Source organism: Aquaspirillum soli (genome assembly GCF_054781915.1).
The window spans coordinates 95231-110865 of sequence record NZ_BAAGTM010000004.1 but is presented as its reverse complement, the minus strand read 5'-3'; the positions used below and the strand labels follow the sequence as shown (position 1 = coordinate 110865).

Below are 15635 nucleotides of genomic sequence, written 5' to 3'. Positions count from 1 at the left end.
GCAACCGCTGTCACCTAAAACTGGCAAACCGATTCAAGTCGATTTACCAGCATCCCCTGCGTTACCTTATTTAAGGTACTTGTAAGACTGCCACTGTTAGCCAGCAGTCTGCTTTGACAATTTGCAAAAAAAATAAAAAATATAAAAGTCACTGTTCACGTAAATGCAAGGCTTCAATAATATCCACCGCCACCACACGGCTAACCCCTTGTTCTTGCATCGTAACCCCAATGAGTTGACTCGCCATCTCCATTGTCAAACGATTATGACTAATATATAAAAACTGTGTTCGCTCTGCCATCATCTTAACCAAATCACAAAAACGCCCTGTATTGGCATCGTCCAATGGTGCATCAACCTCATCCAATAAACAAAATGGGGCTGGATTCAGGCGGAACAATGAAAAGACCAAGCTCATTGCCGTTAAAGCCTTTTCTCCGCCCGATAACAGATGAATGGTGGCATTTTTCTTGCCGGGCGGCTGGGCAATAATTTGCACCCCAGCTTGCAATACATCGCCTTCGGTCAACACCAATTCTGCCCGACCACCGCCAAACAGCAGTGGAAATAGCTCCGCCATCGAAGCATTCACCTGTTGGAAAGTGTCGTGTAAACGCTCACGCGTTTCCGCATCAATTTTGGCAATCGCATCGTGTAATAACGCCATGGCCTGTTGCAAATCATCGGCTTGTGTTTGCAAATAGGTTTGCCGTTGTTGAGCGGCTTGCAATTCTTCCAGTGCGGCCAAATTGACCGCGCCTAGCTGCTGAATCGATGCAGCTAACCGTGAGATTTCCGTTTGCAAAGACGACGCTTTTTGTTTTTCGGGCAATTGCGCTAACAACGCTTCTTCATCGGCCTCGGCATCAAATAATTCTTGGCTAAAACGCAGCATAGCCAGTTGTGCTTCTTGGATTTTTAACAGTGTTTGGCTGATGCTGTCGCGGATTGGCCCTAAATGATGTTCTGCCTGTTGCCGTTGTTGTTCTAATTGGCGCAGTTTTTCTTGCCATCCATTCACCGCATCCCGCACCTGTTGTACGGCAAGTAAGCAGTTTTCCCGCGCCAACACCGCTTCTTCTACTTGCCATAACAATGCTTCTTCATCAAAACGTGCCGACTCGCTGATACGCTGTTGTTGACGGTCGCGTGCTTGTTGTAAGCGTTGTTGTAAGTCGTGCTGGCGACGTTGTAATTCTGCCGTCCGTTGTTCGGCTTGTTGCAGCACAAACCGTGCCTGTTGGATGGCCTTTTCTTGCTCTCGCTGTCGTTGCCTAGCAAGTTGCAAGCCAGTCTCTGCATCAAGCCGTTGAATACGCAAGCTTTCGTTGACATCAGCCAATTCTTCAAGCTGGGTAGCTCGTTCTTCTAACTCCACCTCAGCATAGTGCAAATCTTCTTGTGCCGAAGCATATTGCTCTTGTAGAGCGAATTGCTGTTCTTCTGCTCGCCGTTGTTCGGTCTGTAGAGAAGCATAGAGATGCTGCTGTTTTTGTACCGCCAATTCAGCTTGGTGTAACGCGGTGTGTTGTTGCTTATATTGCTGCCGTAGCTGGCTGAGTTGATCGGCTAACGTCTGTAAGGCCGTTTCACTCGCGGTGACTTCGGCTTGGCTGTGTTGCCATTGCGGTTGTAGATCTTGTTTTTCTTGTTCCGCCTGTTGCCATTGTTGTTGTCGATATAAAACACTGCTATCGACACTGCCCGCATAAAACTGCACACCATAGACATCGGCCCAATGCCCTTCACGACAAATCACCCGCTGGCCATCTCGCAGCTGTCCCTGCCATTGATACACCTCAGCCAAGCTTTCCACACAAAATACTTGGCCCAACACACTGTGCAACCAAGGTAAAACCACAGTGTGTGTAGGTTGCACCTGATCCAATAAACAGGGCAGCGGCAACGTTGGTGTCGTATCGACCACAGCGTCAGGGGCTACAGGGTGTAACACGCGTAACGCCATCGGTGGAGCTGAAGTCGGACGAATAGGGCTGATTCGGCCATTGATAGCAGCTTGTAAAATGGCTTCAAGTGCCACTTGCCAAGTGGGTGAACATTGCAAAGATTGGTGCAACAGCGGTGACTGCGCCAATCCCTGATCAACCAGCCATGTTGTTTCTTCTTGTGATGAAGGCTGGGTTAATAAAGCGGCGAGTGCTTCTGCTTTGGCTTCAGCCGCCACCCATGCCGCATGTTGGGCTGTAAGCTGCTGTTGCTGTTGTTGCAAGCGCTGTTGTTGCTGCTGATACTGCGCTTCATCGTACTGTAATTGTTCTGTCAGCGTCTCCAGTGCAATTTGACACTGTTGCCGCGTCTCTTCTGCTTGTTGCCAAGCCTGTTGTTGTTCTTGTAGTGCGCTGTTGTCTTGGCTGTGTGTCAGCTGTTGTAGGCGTTGCTGTAGCTGTTGCAGGCTCTGCTGTAAGTGCTGTTGCCGTTGTTGACTTAAATCACGCTGACGCAATACATCGTGATATTGCCGTTGTTGTTGTTGCCATGCTTGATCGAGTTGTTGAAAGGCTTGCTCTGCTTGTGGCAAGTGGTCATTGTCTTCCCCCTCTTGTTCCAGCCATTGCCCTAATTGTTCTTGTGCTAAATCCGATTGCCATTGCGCTTCTTCCAGCTGTGGCAACAAAGCCTCTTGTTGCTGTTCTAGCTCGGCAATCTCATTTGCCAGATGGGTGGCATCATGCTGTAACCGTTGTTGCATCTCACGTTGATAGCGCAACTGCTCTTCTAGCCGTGCTTGGGCGGCAGTGCGTTCAGCGAGCAATTGCTGTTGCTGTGCTAATTCATCATTCGCCGCAAAATGCGCCTCACGCACCTCAACCAACCCTTGTTCACACGTGGTGATTTGGGTTTGCCAGCTTTCTTGTTCAGTTTCGAGTTGTGCTAATTGGGCCCGTGCCTGCGCTTCTTGTTGTTGTGCCTCACGTTTGCGTAAGAGGGCCAATAAGTTTTGCTTTTCACTGAGGGTTTGTCTGAGGGTTTGATATTCACTCGCTACAGCCGCTTGTTGCTGCAATTTATCAATTTGTTGCTGCAATTCGCTGCGAATGTCCTCCACCCGTGCGAGGTTGTCACGGGTATCGGCCAGACGGTGTTCGGTCTCGCGACGTCGTTCTTTATATTTAGAAACCCCAGCGGCCTCTTCTAAATAGGCACGTAATTCTTCTGGGCGGGCTTCGATAATGCGCGAGATCATGCCTTGTTCGATCACCGCATAACCACGCGTCCCGACTCCCGTTCCTAAAAATAAATCGGCGATATCACGCCGCCGCACTTGTTGTTGGTTAATCCAATAACTGGAATCCCCTTGCCGCGTTAAAACCCGTTTAATCGAGATTTCACTGTACTGGTTCCATGCCCCTGCGGCGCGGCCTTCGCTGTTATCAAACACCAATTCTACTGAAGCGCGGCTGGCAGGTTTGCGTTGGCCTGAGCCATTGAAAATCACATCCTGCATCGATTCGCCGCGCAGTTGTTTGGCCGAAGATTCGCCCAATACCCAGCGCACCGCATCAATCACATTCGATTTACCGCAGCCATTCGGCCCCACTACCGCAACCAGTTGTCCCGGTATCGGAATGGTCGTGGGGTCAACAAAAGATTTAAAACCAGCCAGCTTAATATGGGTTAGACGCACAGCAACACGCTCACAACAAAAAGTCGGCCATTATGCCGCAGTCTCAGCCAAAGACGGCATCAACTGTCGCCAAGCCGACAAACACATCGCCACCGGAATATCCTGCGCCTCATGTGAAGAAGCCTGTAACACCCGATGAGGCACTTTCCACGGCCGCCAGTGGGTCACATCACTTTGGCCAAAGAAACACACAATCGGTTTATCCAATGCCGCCGCCACGTGCATCGCCCCGCCATCGCTGCAAATTACGCTGTCACATAACGCCATGCCAGCAAATAACTGTTCCAGATGTTGGGTTGGGCAAGCCCGAACGGGTAGTTCGCTCACCGCATCTAAAATTTGCCGTGCCTTATCATCGTCCCCCGGATGCCGCTTATCTTGGTTGCTGCCGGGTGACCAAAATAAATGCACCGCAACTTCATGTTCAACACACAATGAAGTAATGAGCTCGATGAAATGCTTGACCGGCCAACGCTGGCTTGGCTTACGGGCGCTGATGTGTACCCCAACAACCGGCCGTTGGGCGTCATAACCAGTGAACAAGGTTTTTTGATATGCCGTGACTAAAGCAGGATCGGGGTAGAGGGTGGTTTTATCCGGCGGCGTGGTCACGCCTAACGCCTGCGCCAAAGGCCATAACGCTTCGACGTGATGGCAAGGCTCGGTTGGGACGGGAAGGGCAGTGCTCAACCGGCGATCAGGTTGTGAGCTGGCAAAACCAAGGGTTTTACCGGGGGCAATCCAGTGCGCTAAACCAAGGGCACGGCCGGCATAGCCCGATTGTGCCAATACAACAGCATCGTAACCGACTTGCCGTAGCTGCCACAATAATTGCACCTTGCCCCAATACGCACCCCATAACGATTGCCCAGCTAGGCGGTGTTTGCCTTTGGTATAACAATAGACATGGTTCAGTGCAGGATGACGTGCCAAGACAGGCGCGTTATAGCTATTCACTAAAGCATCCAGCCGTGCTTGTGGCCAGCGTTGGCGTAAGGCGGTCAATAAAGGGGTGGTTAAAATTAAGTCGCCGATATTATCGCGCCGGATAATCAGTATTTTTTCCATTGCTTTTGCCTAACGCTGATCGCGCCAATATTGGATGTACCACGGTGCGGCGACAGCGAGGCCATCGGGGACGCGGTGGGTCGGTTGATAGCCTAACAATTGATTGGCTTTTGAAATATCGGCCAGAGAATGTTGCACATCACCCGCGCGGAAATCGCGATAGATCGGTTCAATTTCCTGCACAGAAGGATTGGCAACAGCAACAGCATCACGAATCCAACGATAAAGTTGGTTTAAATCGGTGCGTTCACCCACAGCAACATTAAACACTTCATGGTTTTGCGCTAAGGGGGCAGTAGCCGCTAAGAGATTGGCCTGAATGGCATTCGCGATAAAACAAAAATCGCGGCTGGTGTGCCCATCCCCGTTGATATAGACCGGTTCATGTTTTAACAAGGCACCAAACCACTGTGGCATCACTGCCGCATACGCGCCGAGTGGATTTTGGCGAGGGCCAAAAACATTGAAATAACGCAATCCAGCGCAGGAAACACCATAGCTACGCGCAAAAACATCGGCGTAGAGTTCACCAACATATTTGGTCACGGCGTAGGGCGATAAGGGTTTACCGATACGGTCTTCTATTTTTGGTAAGGCGGGATGATCGCCATACGTTGAACTTGAAGCAGCATAGACAAAGCGTTTGACTCCCGCATCGCGGGCGGCAATTAACAACTGCAAAAAGCCATTGACGTTGCTGTCGTGGCTGTTCCAAGGGTCGGCCAATGAACGCGGCACACTGCCTAATGCCGCTTGATGCAATATGTAGTCCACGCCTGTGACGGCTTGTTGGCAGGTTTCAGGATGGCGAATATCGCCTTCGATGAAATGAAAATTGGCCCATGCGGCTTCGCCAACTAGCGTACGCACCTCATCGAGGTTAGTTTGATAACCAGTAGAGAAATTATCGAGCCCTGTGACACGCTGCCCTAGCCGCAGTAAGGCTTCTAAAAGATTGCTACCAATAAACCCCGCACATCCGGTCACTAACCAATGGCGAGGATGTTGTTGTAGCTGTTGTTGTAATTGTTGGAAAGCAGTCATACCGATTCACCCTGTTGCGCGAATCGGTAATGATGACATATTCACTGCGTAACGAGCAGGGCAAAACGCTTATAAACGCCAAAAACGCATACCTGCCATCAGGGCGGCATCACGATTTACCACGCCTTTTACATCAATTAACACCGGCGGTGAGCTACGCAATAAGCTTTGATAATCCGCAATACTCAGCGAGGTGAATTGTTGGTGTGCAACGGTGACGATCACCGCATCGGCTGGTTTCAATTCAACAAACGGTACCAACGAGATGCCGTATTCTTCTAATGCCTCTGCCACATCCGCTTGTGGGTCGCAGACTTGCACTTCAATCCCAAATTCACGCAACTCCTGAATCACATCAATCACTCGTGAATTACGCAAATCAGGACAATTTTCTTTAAAGGTCAAACCTAACACCGTGACTTGACTGCCCAAAATGTTCACGCCAGCGTGAATCATCTCTTTAATCGTACGCTGGGCAATAAAACGCCCCATGCCATCGTTAATCCGGCGGCCAGCTAAAATCACTTGTGGGCTATAACCGAGTTGTTCTGCTTTGTAGGTCAGATAGTAAGGGTCAACACCAATGCAATGCCCCCCAACCAGACCGGGCTTAAATGGCAGAAAATTCCATTTTGTCCCAGCGGCTTGCAGCACATCGAGGGTATCAATCCCCATTTTTTCAAACAGCAGGGCCAGTTCATTCATCAAGGCGATATTCAAATCACGCTGCGTGTTTTCAATGACTTTCGCTGCCTCAGCCACTTTAATACTGCTGGCTTTGAACACGCCAGCTTCCACCACCGCACCATACACCGCAGCAACCACCTCTAAAGTTGCAGCATCTTGCCCCGAAACAACTTTACGGATTTTGGTAAAAGTGTGTTCTTTATCACCGGGGTTAATCCGCTCTGGGCTATAGCCAACGGTAAAGTCTTCCCCACAGCGTAGGCCAGATAAGCGCTCTAAAATCGGCACACAAATTTCTTCTGTGACACCGGGATAAACAGTGGATTCATAGACCACAATATCACCACGTTTTAAGGCGCGTGCGACTGACTCAGAAGCTTTTTCAACTGGCGTCAAATCGGGTTGGTGAGCATCATCTACTGGCGTGGGAACAGCCACAATATGAAAATCGGCTTGTGCTAATACTTCATAATCATTGGTATATGTCACATCAGCTGCGGCTAGGTCGGTTGCCGTCACTTCACCCGTCCGGTCATAACCAGCGGTCAGCTCTTCTAATCGCAACACATTGATATCAAAACCAATCACCGGAGCATAGCGACCAAAAGCCACTGCCACAGGCAAGCCAACATATCCTAAACCGATCACTGATACTTTACGCGGAATGGTCACCATTATTTTGTATTCCTAAACACCAAATCACTAAAAAGAGGTTTTTTGTTCTTCATGCAGCACGCAAATCCACAAAATACCGAGCTGCAACATAAACCATTCAAACGTTAAATCACGGGTGATATTTTCAATCAACATGCGGCTGGCAAAGCCACTGACCACACAGACTAATAACAATCCCAAACCACTGCCACGGCGCAATAACAAGTGAAAACCACGCTGGATTAACCACAGCAGCACAGCACACCATAAAGCAAAGCCAAGCCACCCCATCGCCAACAACCATTCCACCATACCACTGTGGGCATGGCGTGATGGCAGGCCAAATTTGGCTTCAACGGCATGAGAAAACGCTTTGCGGGTGAAACCAATCCCTTCCGGATATTGCCAGCTTAAGCGCAAGCCTTCGGTCAGAAAAGCCACCCGTTCATAAGCAGAAATTTCGACAAGATCGCCGTCAGATAAGCGGGGCCAAGGATAACGCTCACTGTCTAGCCAACTGGGATGTGCGGCAGAATTGACAGCATAAGGCAGTGTTTCAGCCAAACGCTGCCAACGAGGGTCCAGTTTCCATGATAAGAAACCAATCAACGGCACCGCCAAAACCACCAACAACGGCCAAAACTTGACCCGTTGCCGAATCGCTGGGGGCAAGACAAACAGCGCCAAAATAGCGGTTGAAAGTAACAACAACGCCATGCCAATCATGCCGTTGCGGGCACCGGCAACCACCAATAAAGTGATGGCGGCCAAGGTTGAAATCACCAATTGTAATCGTGACACCGGCAACACCGAGCGCAGCTGACATAATCGGGAAAAACCCTCGGCCAAACACATGGCAAATAATAAGTTGGCGAGATACGATAACTCAGTCTTGAAGCCAAATAGCCCCACAGCATCACGCGGTAAAATCCCTTGTGTCCACCACAGTCGCGCATAGTCGGCAAGTTGTAGCAGCATGATCAGTGTCAAAGCCTCACTGAGACGGCGTAGGGCAGGAAAACTCTGTCCACTGCGTGGTTGCAATGCCGCAGCGACTGCCGCACCCGTTAATAGCATGACCCCACTTTTCAACCATTGCCCTTTGAGTTCAGCCAAGGTTTCAATCGGATTCCATGCCCAAAATAGTTGTAGTAACAACCATAACGACAGCAATAATAAACCCCAGACAGGTGGGAAATACCATAGGCGACGCAGTGTTTGTCTCACCGTCGGCACCATAAATGCACCGAACAATAACAGGACGACTAAGCCATAGCGTAAGCCACTGGTATGCGGCAAAAACCATACTAATAGTAAGGTGAAAAGACCAAATGACAGCAGCGTCGGCAATCTATTGCGCATCATGCCCATACCTCACTGACGGTGGAGACCACCTTTTCTACTGTGACTTGGCGAATACAGGCAAGGGTGCCAGTATGACAATGATAAGGTGTGTGATAAATGGAAACGCACGGATAACATGAGGGACGTTCGACCACAAATCGTGCCTGAGCCCCCAATGGCCGTTGTTCTCGTGGGTCGAAAGGCCCCACTATCGATACCACCGGCACTGCCAACGCATCCGCCAAGTAAGTGATCCCCGAATCCACCCCGATATAAACACGACATTGTTGTAACAAGGCGGGAAGCACATCTAAACCCACCGCGCCCGTGCTATCAATCACACCAGCGGGTGAAGGCAGTTGTTGTAATAACTGTTGTGCCAATGGCTGATCTGCTGCGCTGCCAATTAAGACGATATTGGCGTGATATTGCTGCTGTAAGGCAGGAATTAATTGTAATAAAAAGGGCGCACCGAGTTCTTTTAATTTATTGGCCGCACTGATACCCAAGGCAATATGAGGGATATGGGGGGGTAACTGCAACGCCGAAGGCAAAAGAGACCGCGCATTTGGCGCGGGATAAAGCAACCGCTGTTGTGGCTGTACCTGACACCCTATCACACGCAATAGCTGAGCCCACTCATCTAAAATCAAGGCACCAATCTGATGCGTCAAACGATGGGTAAGCAAACCACTCGCCCAACGCATAGAACGACTTGGCCGGTCGGGTGTGACCGCCAACCGCCTAGGAATCATGGCCCACACACTGATCACCAACCACGGTAAATTCGGGCTGACTAAAATCACCGCATCAAACTGCTGTTGTCGCAAAGCGCGCACCATTTTCCATTTACCGCGCCAACCTTGCCAATCAGCGGTTGCTCGTATTTGTCGCTGTTGAATACGAGGATCATGTTGTAATAACGGCGTATTCATCGCGGCGTGCCAAACCGTGATGTTTTTTCCCGCTTCAGCCAAGGCAGCGATTAACGGCAGAGTACAGACCATATCGCCAATTTTGGCAGTTTGCAGCAGCAAAATCTTTTGTGGAGCGGCGGCGCGGCGGCGGCGTGTCCACCACTGACACAGTGGCCACCACAACCAAGCCAAAAGCAAATACATCATGTTGTTTGCCCCAACACCGAATCGAACACCTGCTCTACCCCTTGCACGTATTGTTCAATTGAAAATTGTTGGCGTACGCGCACCGCGCCAGCTTGGCCAAGTTGTTGACGCAAGCGGTAATCCTCTGCCAAGCGTTGCCATGCGTGTGCCAGTGCCGTGGTATCTTGATAAGGAAATAACAAACCCGTTTCACCTTCTACAACAACATCACGCGAACCACTGACCGCCGATGCTAAGACTGGACGGGCACATAACATGGCTTCGAGTAACACCCGTGGTAATCCTTCACTGGCACTGGCTAAGGCAACGATGTCAGCCGCCGCCATCCACTGCAATGGGGTTGCTGAAAAACCGACCCATAACACCCGCTCCGCAACACCGCTGCGTTTTGCTAGCAGCTGTAGCTCCGATTTCTGTGGGCCATCGCCAACCACCGCCAGCGCCATCTCTGGGACAAGTGCTAAGGCCTGAATTAGCTCTGCCACCCCTTTTCGTGGCAGCAGCGACGCCACCGTCACCGTGAGAGGCAAATCCCGTGGTAAACCCAATGCTGTGCGCGCTATTTGATAGGCGGGGGGAATCTGTTGCACATCAATCCCGTTCATCACCACATGCATCGGGACATCCTGCACCCCGCATTGCTGTAGATGGGTTGCCACACTGGGCGAAACTGCAATCATCGCATCGGCATGATTCGCTGCATGAATCGCGGCAGGAGACAGCATTGGGCGTGTTCGACAATGTTGAATGACGGCACAACCTGCCAGACGAGCAGCAAAATAGCCTTCTAAATTAGACTCTGGCTGATTGTTCATATAAAGGGCAGCAAAGCCCCCTTGCCGGAGTTGGGTCGCAATCTGTTGGGCGCGAGGTTGGATACGCCAGCGGTTTTCAATCGCGGCCACCGCGTGTTGCCGCTGCGTTTTGAAGGGCGTTAACACGCCACGGCTGATTTCTTTGCCCAATTTCGCCCACAGCGGTTGCGGCAGCGGCGGCAAAATGGTGCAAGGCACTTGCCATTGTTGTAACACCTGTTGGATGGTGTCACCCTGCCCTTGGCGATAGTTGTGATAGAACAAGGCCTGCAGGGAAAAACGTGAGCGATCGAGACGTTTAAGCAGTTCTAACAGACTGTTGGTACCGCCCCCCCATTCCTTCCCTGTGTCGAGCACAAGAATTTTATGTGTTGCTGCTGCCATCAACCGCGCTCCAACGAAGGTTGTAGCGCTTGGTGTAAGGCCTGCAACACCTCCTGTTCTGCAATCAAATCCATACACATCGGCTCAGGATGAGGACAACGCTTGGATAAACAGGGCTGACAGGTGCGCCATTTTTGGATGACCTGATGTTTTGCTAAATCTTGATAAGGCCCACTGCGCCGCCAATCTGATACAGCAAACAGCGCCACCACCGGCGTTCCAACAGCGACAGCAAGATGCATAATGCCGGTGTCGGGGGTTAACAGCACCTTCATCCGCTGCACCAAAGTCGGTAGATGTTGCAGGGGCAACGCACCTGCGGTAGAGAACACCCGCGCATCCGCTACCCCAGCCACAATCGCCTCGGCCAAGCCGCGTTCTGTAGGGGATCCAGTAATCGCAATCCACACCTCTGGCCGTTGTTGTAACAACGCCTTGGCCACTGCAATATGCCGTGAAATTGGCCACCGGCGGCTGGTTGTCGAAGCGCCCGGCTGAAAACCAATGAGCGTTGCGGGTGAAGGCAACCTGTATTGTTGTAATAGCGCATCAACAGCAGCGGCACTGTCTGGATGTAACGGTAAATCCATCCGCGCCGCCACCGGTACCCCACCGGCTAACTGCGCCACGGCCAACCGCTGTTGGATGCCATGATCAAAGGCATCCCAATCTAATACCGGCTCGCGGTTGGACAGTAAAAAACGGAAACGACTGGTATTCGGCAATTTAAAGCGCCAGCGGGCACCAGACAGATACGCCAAGGGTGTGGCCTGCGGTTCATTGCTGTGCAAAATTGCCACCAGATCGGGGCGCCATGCCTGCCATTGTCGGACTTGACGACGAAAATCGCGCCAGCGCCCGTCATACGCCGCCACTTGATTGACTAGCGAAGGCGCTAACACCGAGAACAAAGTTTGGTAAGGCGGATTGACCAACAAGCAGATTTCCGCCTGTGGATACGCTTGGCGTAGGCTGTGCAGGGCTGGCAAAGACATCAAGGTGTCGCCAATCGCTGTGTTTGACAACACCAAGATACGCCCCACTGCGGTTGTTCCCAATTCTGCGATGGGGGGCGTTGCAACATCATGCCGTGCTCGCCACCGTAACCAGTGATAGAGCCATTGCTCACGCCAACGCATTAGACCGATACCCTTTTACGTTGGCTATATAAACGGCTCAAGGTTGGCGAACGATAAAGCCATAAACGGTTTAATAACCAGCGTGCCGGTTTATCTTTGGTCACGATTCTGGGTAAACGCAGTGAATCACCCTGCGGCAATACAGTACCGGGTTGGGTGGTATAAAGATGATCAAAACCAGCGGCTTGTGCTTCGGCAATATAGTCGGTATCAAAATATCCCTGTGGCCAACACAGATGACGTGAGACATACCCCAAACGGACATTCAATGTTTCACGCGATAAGGCCAAATCTTCGGCTAAACGCTGCCGCCGCTCGGCCACCACCGGAAATAATTTATCCCAGCGAGTGTGCGTGTGGGTATGGCTATGAAACTCAAACGTTCCTGCTCGTTGTGCCGCTTCAATTTCGCTCCAGCGCATCATCACATCATCATGACGTTGTTCACGCACTGCATTCATACACACCTTATGGGAAGGTGTGATAGGAAGATCGGCTTGCTGACCAGCATAAGGGCGCATTGGGCCATCGCCAATCCAACCCGTAATCGTGAACAGTGTGGCAGACAAGCCGGTTTCTTTGAGTACCGGATGGGCATAGACCCAATTATCTAAATAGCCATCATCGAAAGTAATCAGCACCGACTTGGCTGGTAGCTTGCCACCGGCTAAAAATTGTTGCAGCTGTTGGGCGGTGACAGTGCGATAACCAGCACGCGCCACGGCGTGCATTTGGGCCCGAAAATGTTGCGGCGAAATCGTGACCAACCCCGGCTCGGGGCTGACATGGTGATACATCAACACGGGTAGCGCTTTTGCACTCATCGTGATTTCCTCTGCGCCAATAAGCGCGCGTATAAGGCTTCGGTTTTATCTAACATCGCCGTTAGGCTAAATTCTTGTAACACATGCTGTTGGCCGGCACGTCCAAGCTCACGCGCCCAAGCAGGGTCAGCTAACAAACGCAACAGCTGTTCTGCCACGGCATTTTCATCTTCCGGCGTCGCCAACAAACCAGTGCGTTCATGTTGGATCAGTTCAGGCACCCCACCCACCGCTGTGGCGACCGTTGGCAGGGCAAGACCCAACCCTTGGGTAACGGCTTGCGGCACCCCTTCGGAACGCGACGTCAATAGCGCATAATCTGCCGCCGCCATCAAATCGGGTACATCTTCACGATGGCCTAAGAAACGCACCTGTTGTCCCAAGCCAAGTTGTTGTACCAACGCTTCCATATCACGGCGCATCGGGCCGTCGCCCGCTAGTAACAACATGGCCTGTGGATAACGTGCCAGCACTTGGGCAAAAGCACGCAGGGCAATTTCGTGTCGCTTGACTGCGCGGATCACCCCCGTCATCAACACAACTGGCGCAGCGTCACTCACTCCCAAGGCTGCCCGCACGTCAGCACGGGCACTGCGTGGTTGAAAAGCGGTGAAGTCAATCCCAGTCGGAATATTGACCAATTGTGCCGGCGGAAAACCATTGCTCATCAGCTGTTGGCGCATGGTATCGCCGCAGGTCACGATGGCAGCAGGTAAGCGGTGGATAAAATTGTGCCAGCTCCGCCGCAAGGGAATGTTGAGATGACGAGTACGCACCAAACAACACCCAGCCCGCCACGCCGCCAAGCCTCCCGACCAGCTATCTTTACCACTGTGGGTATTCACAACATCAACCTGTTGTTGCCGAATCAAAGCCATCAAAGGCCGAATGGTAGCCAGTTCAAATTTCCCTTGAAAGGGAAGCGTCACCACCTCGACCCCTGCGGCTTGTGCATGGGCAACAATCTGCGCCTGTGCGCGTGTCGCCAAGATCATACGATGGCCACGCGCCGCCATCCCTGCCATTTCGGATACAATACGCCGTTCTTGTCCGCCCCAACCGTCTGACCATTCCGTGTGCAAAATGGTCCATGTTGTTTTAGTCATGGACGGGCTCCTTAAATTGCAAGCGATGTAGCGTGGCGTACATCCCACCACGGGCTAACAGTTCGGCGTGGCTTCCCATTTCCGCAATCCGCCCTTGGTGCATCACCACAATCCGATCTGCATTTTCAATCGTGGATAAACGGTGAGCCACCACCAGCGTGGTGCGTTGTTGCATCAGATTATCTAATGCCGCTTGCACTAAACGTTCTGACTGGGTATCGAGTGCACTGGTTGCTTCATCAAGCAACAGGATTGGCGCATCTTTCAAGATGGCACGGGCAATTGCCAACCGCTGGCGCTGGCCACCGGATAAGCGCACGCCTTTTTCACCAATTAAAGTGTCAAACCCCTGTGGCATGGCTTCAATAAATTCGAGGGCATTGGCAGCTTTCGCAGCAGCGCGCAATTGTTCTGGTGACGGAGGTACCACACAGCCATAGGCGATATTCGCCGCCACCGTATCGTTAAACAAAGCAATGTCTTGGCTAACAAGAGCGATTTGTTGGCGCAGACTCGCTAAGGTCAGGGTATCCAATGCAAGGCCATCTAACAAAATGTGCCCTTGGCTTGGTGCATAAAAACGCGGCAGCAGATTCACCAACGTGGTTTTACCACTGCCGGAACTCCCAACCAACGCTACGGTTTCCCCCGCTGCGATGGTTAAATTAATCTGTTGTAATGCGCTACGTTCGCTGTTGGGATAGGCAAAGCTGACCTCGGCAAACTGAATTTCACCCCGTGCCCGTTCAAGTTGTGTCTTACCTGTATCTGGTTCAGGCTCAATGTCCAAGAAGTGAAAGACGCTTTCAGCCGCTGCCAAGCCGCGTTGCAACGATTGGTTCACCCCAGTGATCCGTTTAATGGGAGCGAACAACATAATCATGGCCGCCAAGAAACTCATAAAGTCGCCGGCGGTAAAGTTGCCGCTTTGGGCGCGCACACTGGCAAAGTAGATAATCACCGCCAAGGCAATTGAGACCACTAACTGGGTGATACCCGTGTTCATCGAGCCAATCGAAGTTTGCTTAATCTGGTTTTGCCGCAACCCTTCTGCCGCACGCATAAAGCGTTGGGTTTCATGGGCCTGTCCCCCATACACTTTCACCACCCGCTGACAGTCGACCACCTCACCCAGCACTTGGGTCATTTCACCAATTTGCCGCTGGTTTTGCCGTGTTAATTGCCGCAAGCGTTTACTGACCAAGCGCAAACTCACCGCCACCACCGGAATCATCACTAAACAAATGAGGGTTAGTTGCCAATCGGTCCAAAACAGTAAAATCAGTAAACCAAAGATCGTCACGCCATCTTTGACCACCACCGTGATGACGTTAAAGCCGGCATCGGTCACTTGGTTGACATCATTGGTCACCCGCGAAATGACCCGCCCTGAGGCGTTGTCATCGTAGAAACTGACCGGCAGGCTCATCAATTTGCTAAACATCTCCGCCCGCAGCCGCATCACTAAATGCCCTGCCAGATAAGTCGTCGTGGTGTCATTGATATAACTCGCCACACCACGCAATAAGAACAATCCGACAATCGCCAACGGTGTCCATAACATGGCTTGTGGGTCACGCTCGACAAACCCCCCGTCAATCAATGGTTTCATCAAACGGGCAAATAAAGGCTCGGTGCTGGCCGCCACTGACATGGCGACAAGCGAAAGCAGGAAAATTTTCCAGTAGTCTTTGAGATAACCAAGCAGGCGGCGATATAAAGCCAGACTTTGAGGAGGGGAAGAATCCGACATGGGGACAAGACAGACCAACAGATAAGGTCGCGCATTGTACCCCGTAT

At 51.5% G+C, this 15635-nt stretch carries 11 protein-coding genes; all 11 read right to left on the bottom strand.

Features of this window, described 5'->3' with window-relative positions; all coding sequences use genetic code 11:
- Window positions 1-148: 148 nt before the first annotated feature.
- The 11 genes from smc to msbA all read right to left on the bottom strand — a co-directional run bounded on the left by smc (window position 149) and on the right by msbA (window position 15588).
- On the bottom strand, window positions 149-3646 hold the full coding sequence (smc, locus tag ACYVJG_RS05875; protein WP_460430228.1) for a chromosome segregation protein SMC: 3498 nt from the start codon (window positions 3644-3646) through the stop codon (window positions 149-151).
- Window positions 3647-3676: 30 nt separating this feature from the next.
- The gene (locus ACYVJG_RS05870) at window positions 3677-4714 is read right to left on the bottom strand and encodes a glycosyltransferase family 9 protein (RefSeq protein WP_460430227.1); all 1038 of its coding nucleotides are present in this window, start codon (window positions 4712-4714) and stop codon (window positions 3677-3679) included.
- Window positions 4715-4723: 9 nt separating this feature from the next.
- A complete protein-coding gene (locus ACYVJG_RS05865; protein ID WP_460430226.1) occupies window positions 4724-5758 on the bottom strand; it encodes an SDR family oxidoreductase in 1035 nt (344 codons plus the stop codon).
- Window positions 5759-5827: 69 nt separating this feature from the next.
- The gene (locus ACYVJG_RS05860; protein WP_460430225.1) at window positions 5828-7120 is read right to left on the bottom strand and encodes a nucleotide sugar dehydrogenase; all 1293 of its coding nucleotides are present in this window, start codon (window positions 7118-7120) and stop codon (window positions 5828-5830) included.
- Between the two features lie 27 nt (window positions 7121-7147).
- Window positions 7148-8464: an O-antigen ligase family protein gene (locus ACYVJG_RS05855; RefSeq protein WP_460430224.1), complete on the bottom strand. Its 1317-nt coding sequence runs from the start codon at window positions 8462-8464 to the stop codon at window positions 7148-7150.
- The gene (locus tag ACYVJG_RS05850; RefSeq protein WP_460430223.1) at window positions 8461-9567 is read right to left on the bottom strand and encodes a glycosyltransferase family 9 protein; all 1107 of its coding nucleotides are present in this window, start codon (window positions 9565-9567) and stop codon (window positions 8461-8463) included. The genes ACYVJG_RS05855 and ACYVJG_RS05850 overlap by 4 nt, the downstream gene beginning before the upstream one ends.
- Window positions 9564-10766, bottom strand: a complete 1203-nt coding sequence (locus tag ACYVJG_RS05845; RefSeq protein ID WP_460430222.1) for a glycosyltransferase family 4 protein — start codon at window positions 10764-10766, stop codon at window positions 9564-9566. Before ACYVJG_RS05845 ends, ACYVJG_RS05850 begins: the two co-directional genes overlap by 4 nt.
- The gene (locus tag ACYVJG_RS05840; RefSeq protein WP_460430221.1) at window positions 10766-11905 is read right to left on the bottom strand and encodes a glycosyltransferase family 9 protein; all 1140 of its coding nucleotides are present in this window, start codon (window positions 11903-11905) and stop codon (window positions 10766-10768) included. The genes ACYVJG_RS05845 and ACYVJG_RS05840 overlap by 1 nt, the downstream gene beginning before the upstream one ends.
- The gene (locus tag ACYVJG_RS05835; RefSeq protein ID WP_460430220.1) at window positions 11905-12729 is read right to left on the bottom strand and encodes a polysaccharide deacetylase family protein; all 825 of its coding nucleotides are present in this window, start codon (window positions 12727-12729) and stop codon (window positions 11905-11907) included. Before ACYVJG_RS05835 ends, ACYVJG_RS05840 begins: the two co-directional genes overlap by 1 nt.
- The gene (locus ACYVJG_RS05830; RefSeq protein ID WP_460430219.1) at window positions 12726-13835 is read right to left on the bottom strand and encodes a glycosyltransferase family 4 protein; all 1110 of its coding nucleotides are present in this window, start codon (window positions 13833-13835) and stop codon (window positions 12726-12728) included. The genes ACYVJG_RS05835 and ACYVJG_RS05830 overlap by 4 nt, the downstream gene beginning before the upstream one ends.
- On the bottom strand, window positions 13828-15588 hold the full coding sequence (gene msbA, locus ACYVJG_RS05825) for a lipid A export permease/ATP-binding protein MsbA (RefSeq protein WP_460430218.1): 1761 nt from the start codon (window positions 15586-15588) through the stop codon (window positions 13828-13830). Before msbA ends, ACYVJG_RS05830 begins: the two co-directional genes overlap by 8 nt.
- Window positions 15589-15635 lie beyond the last annotated feature (47 nt).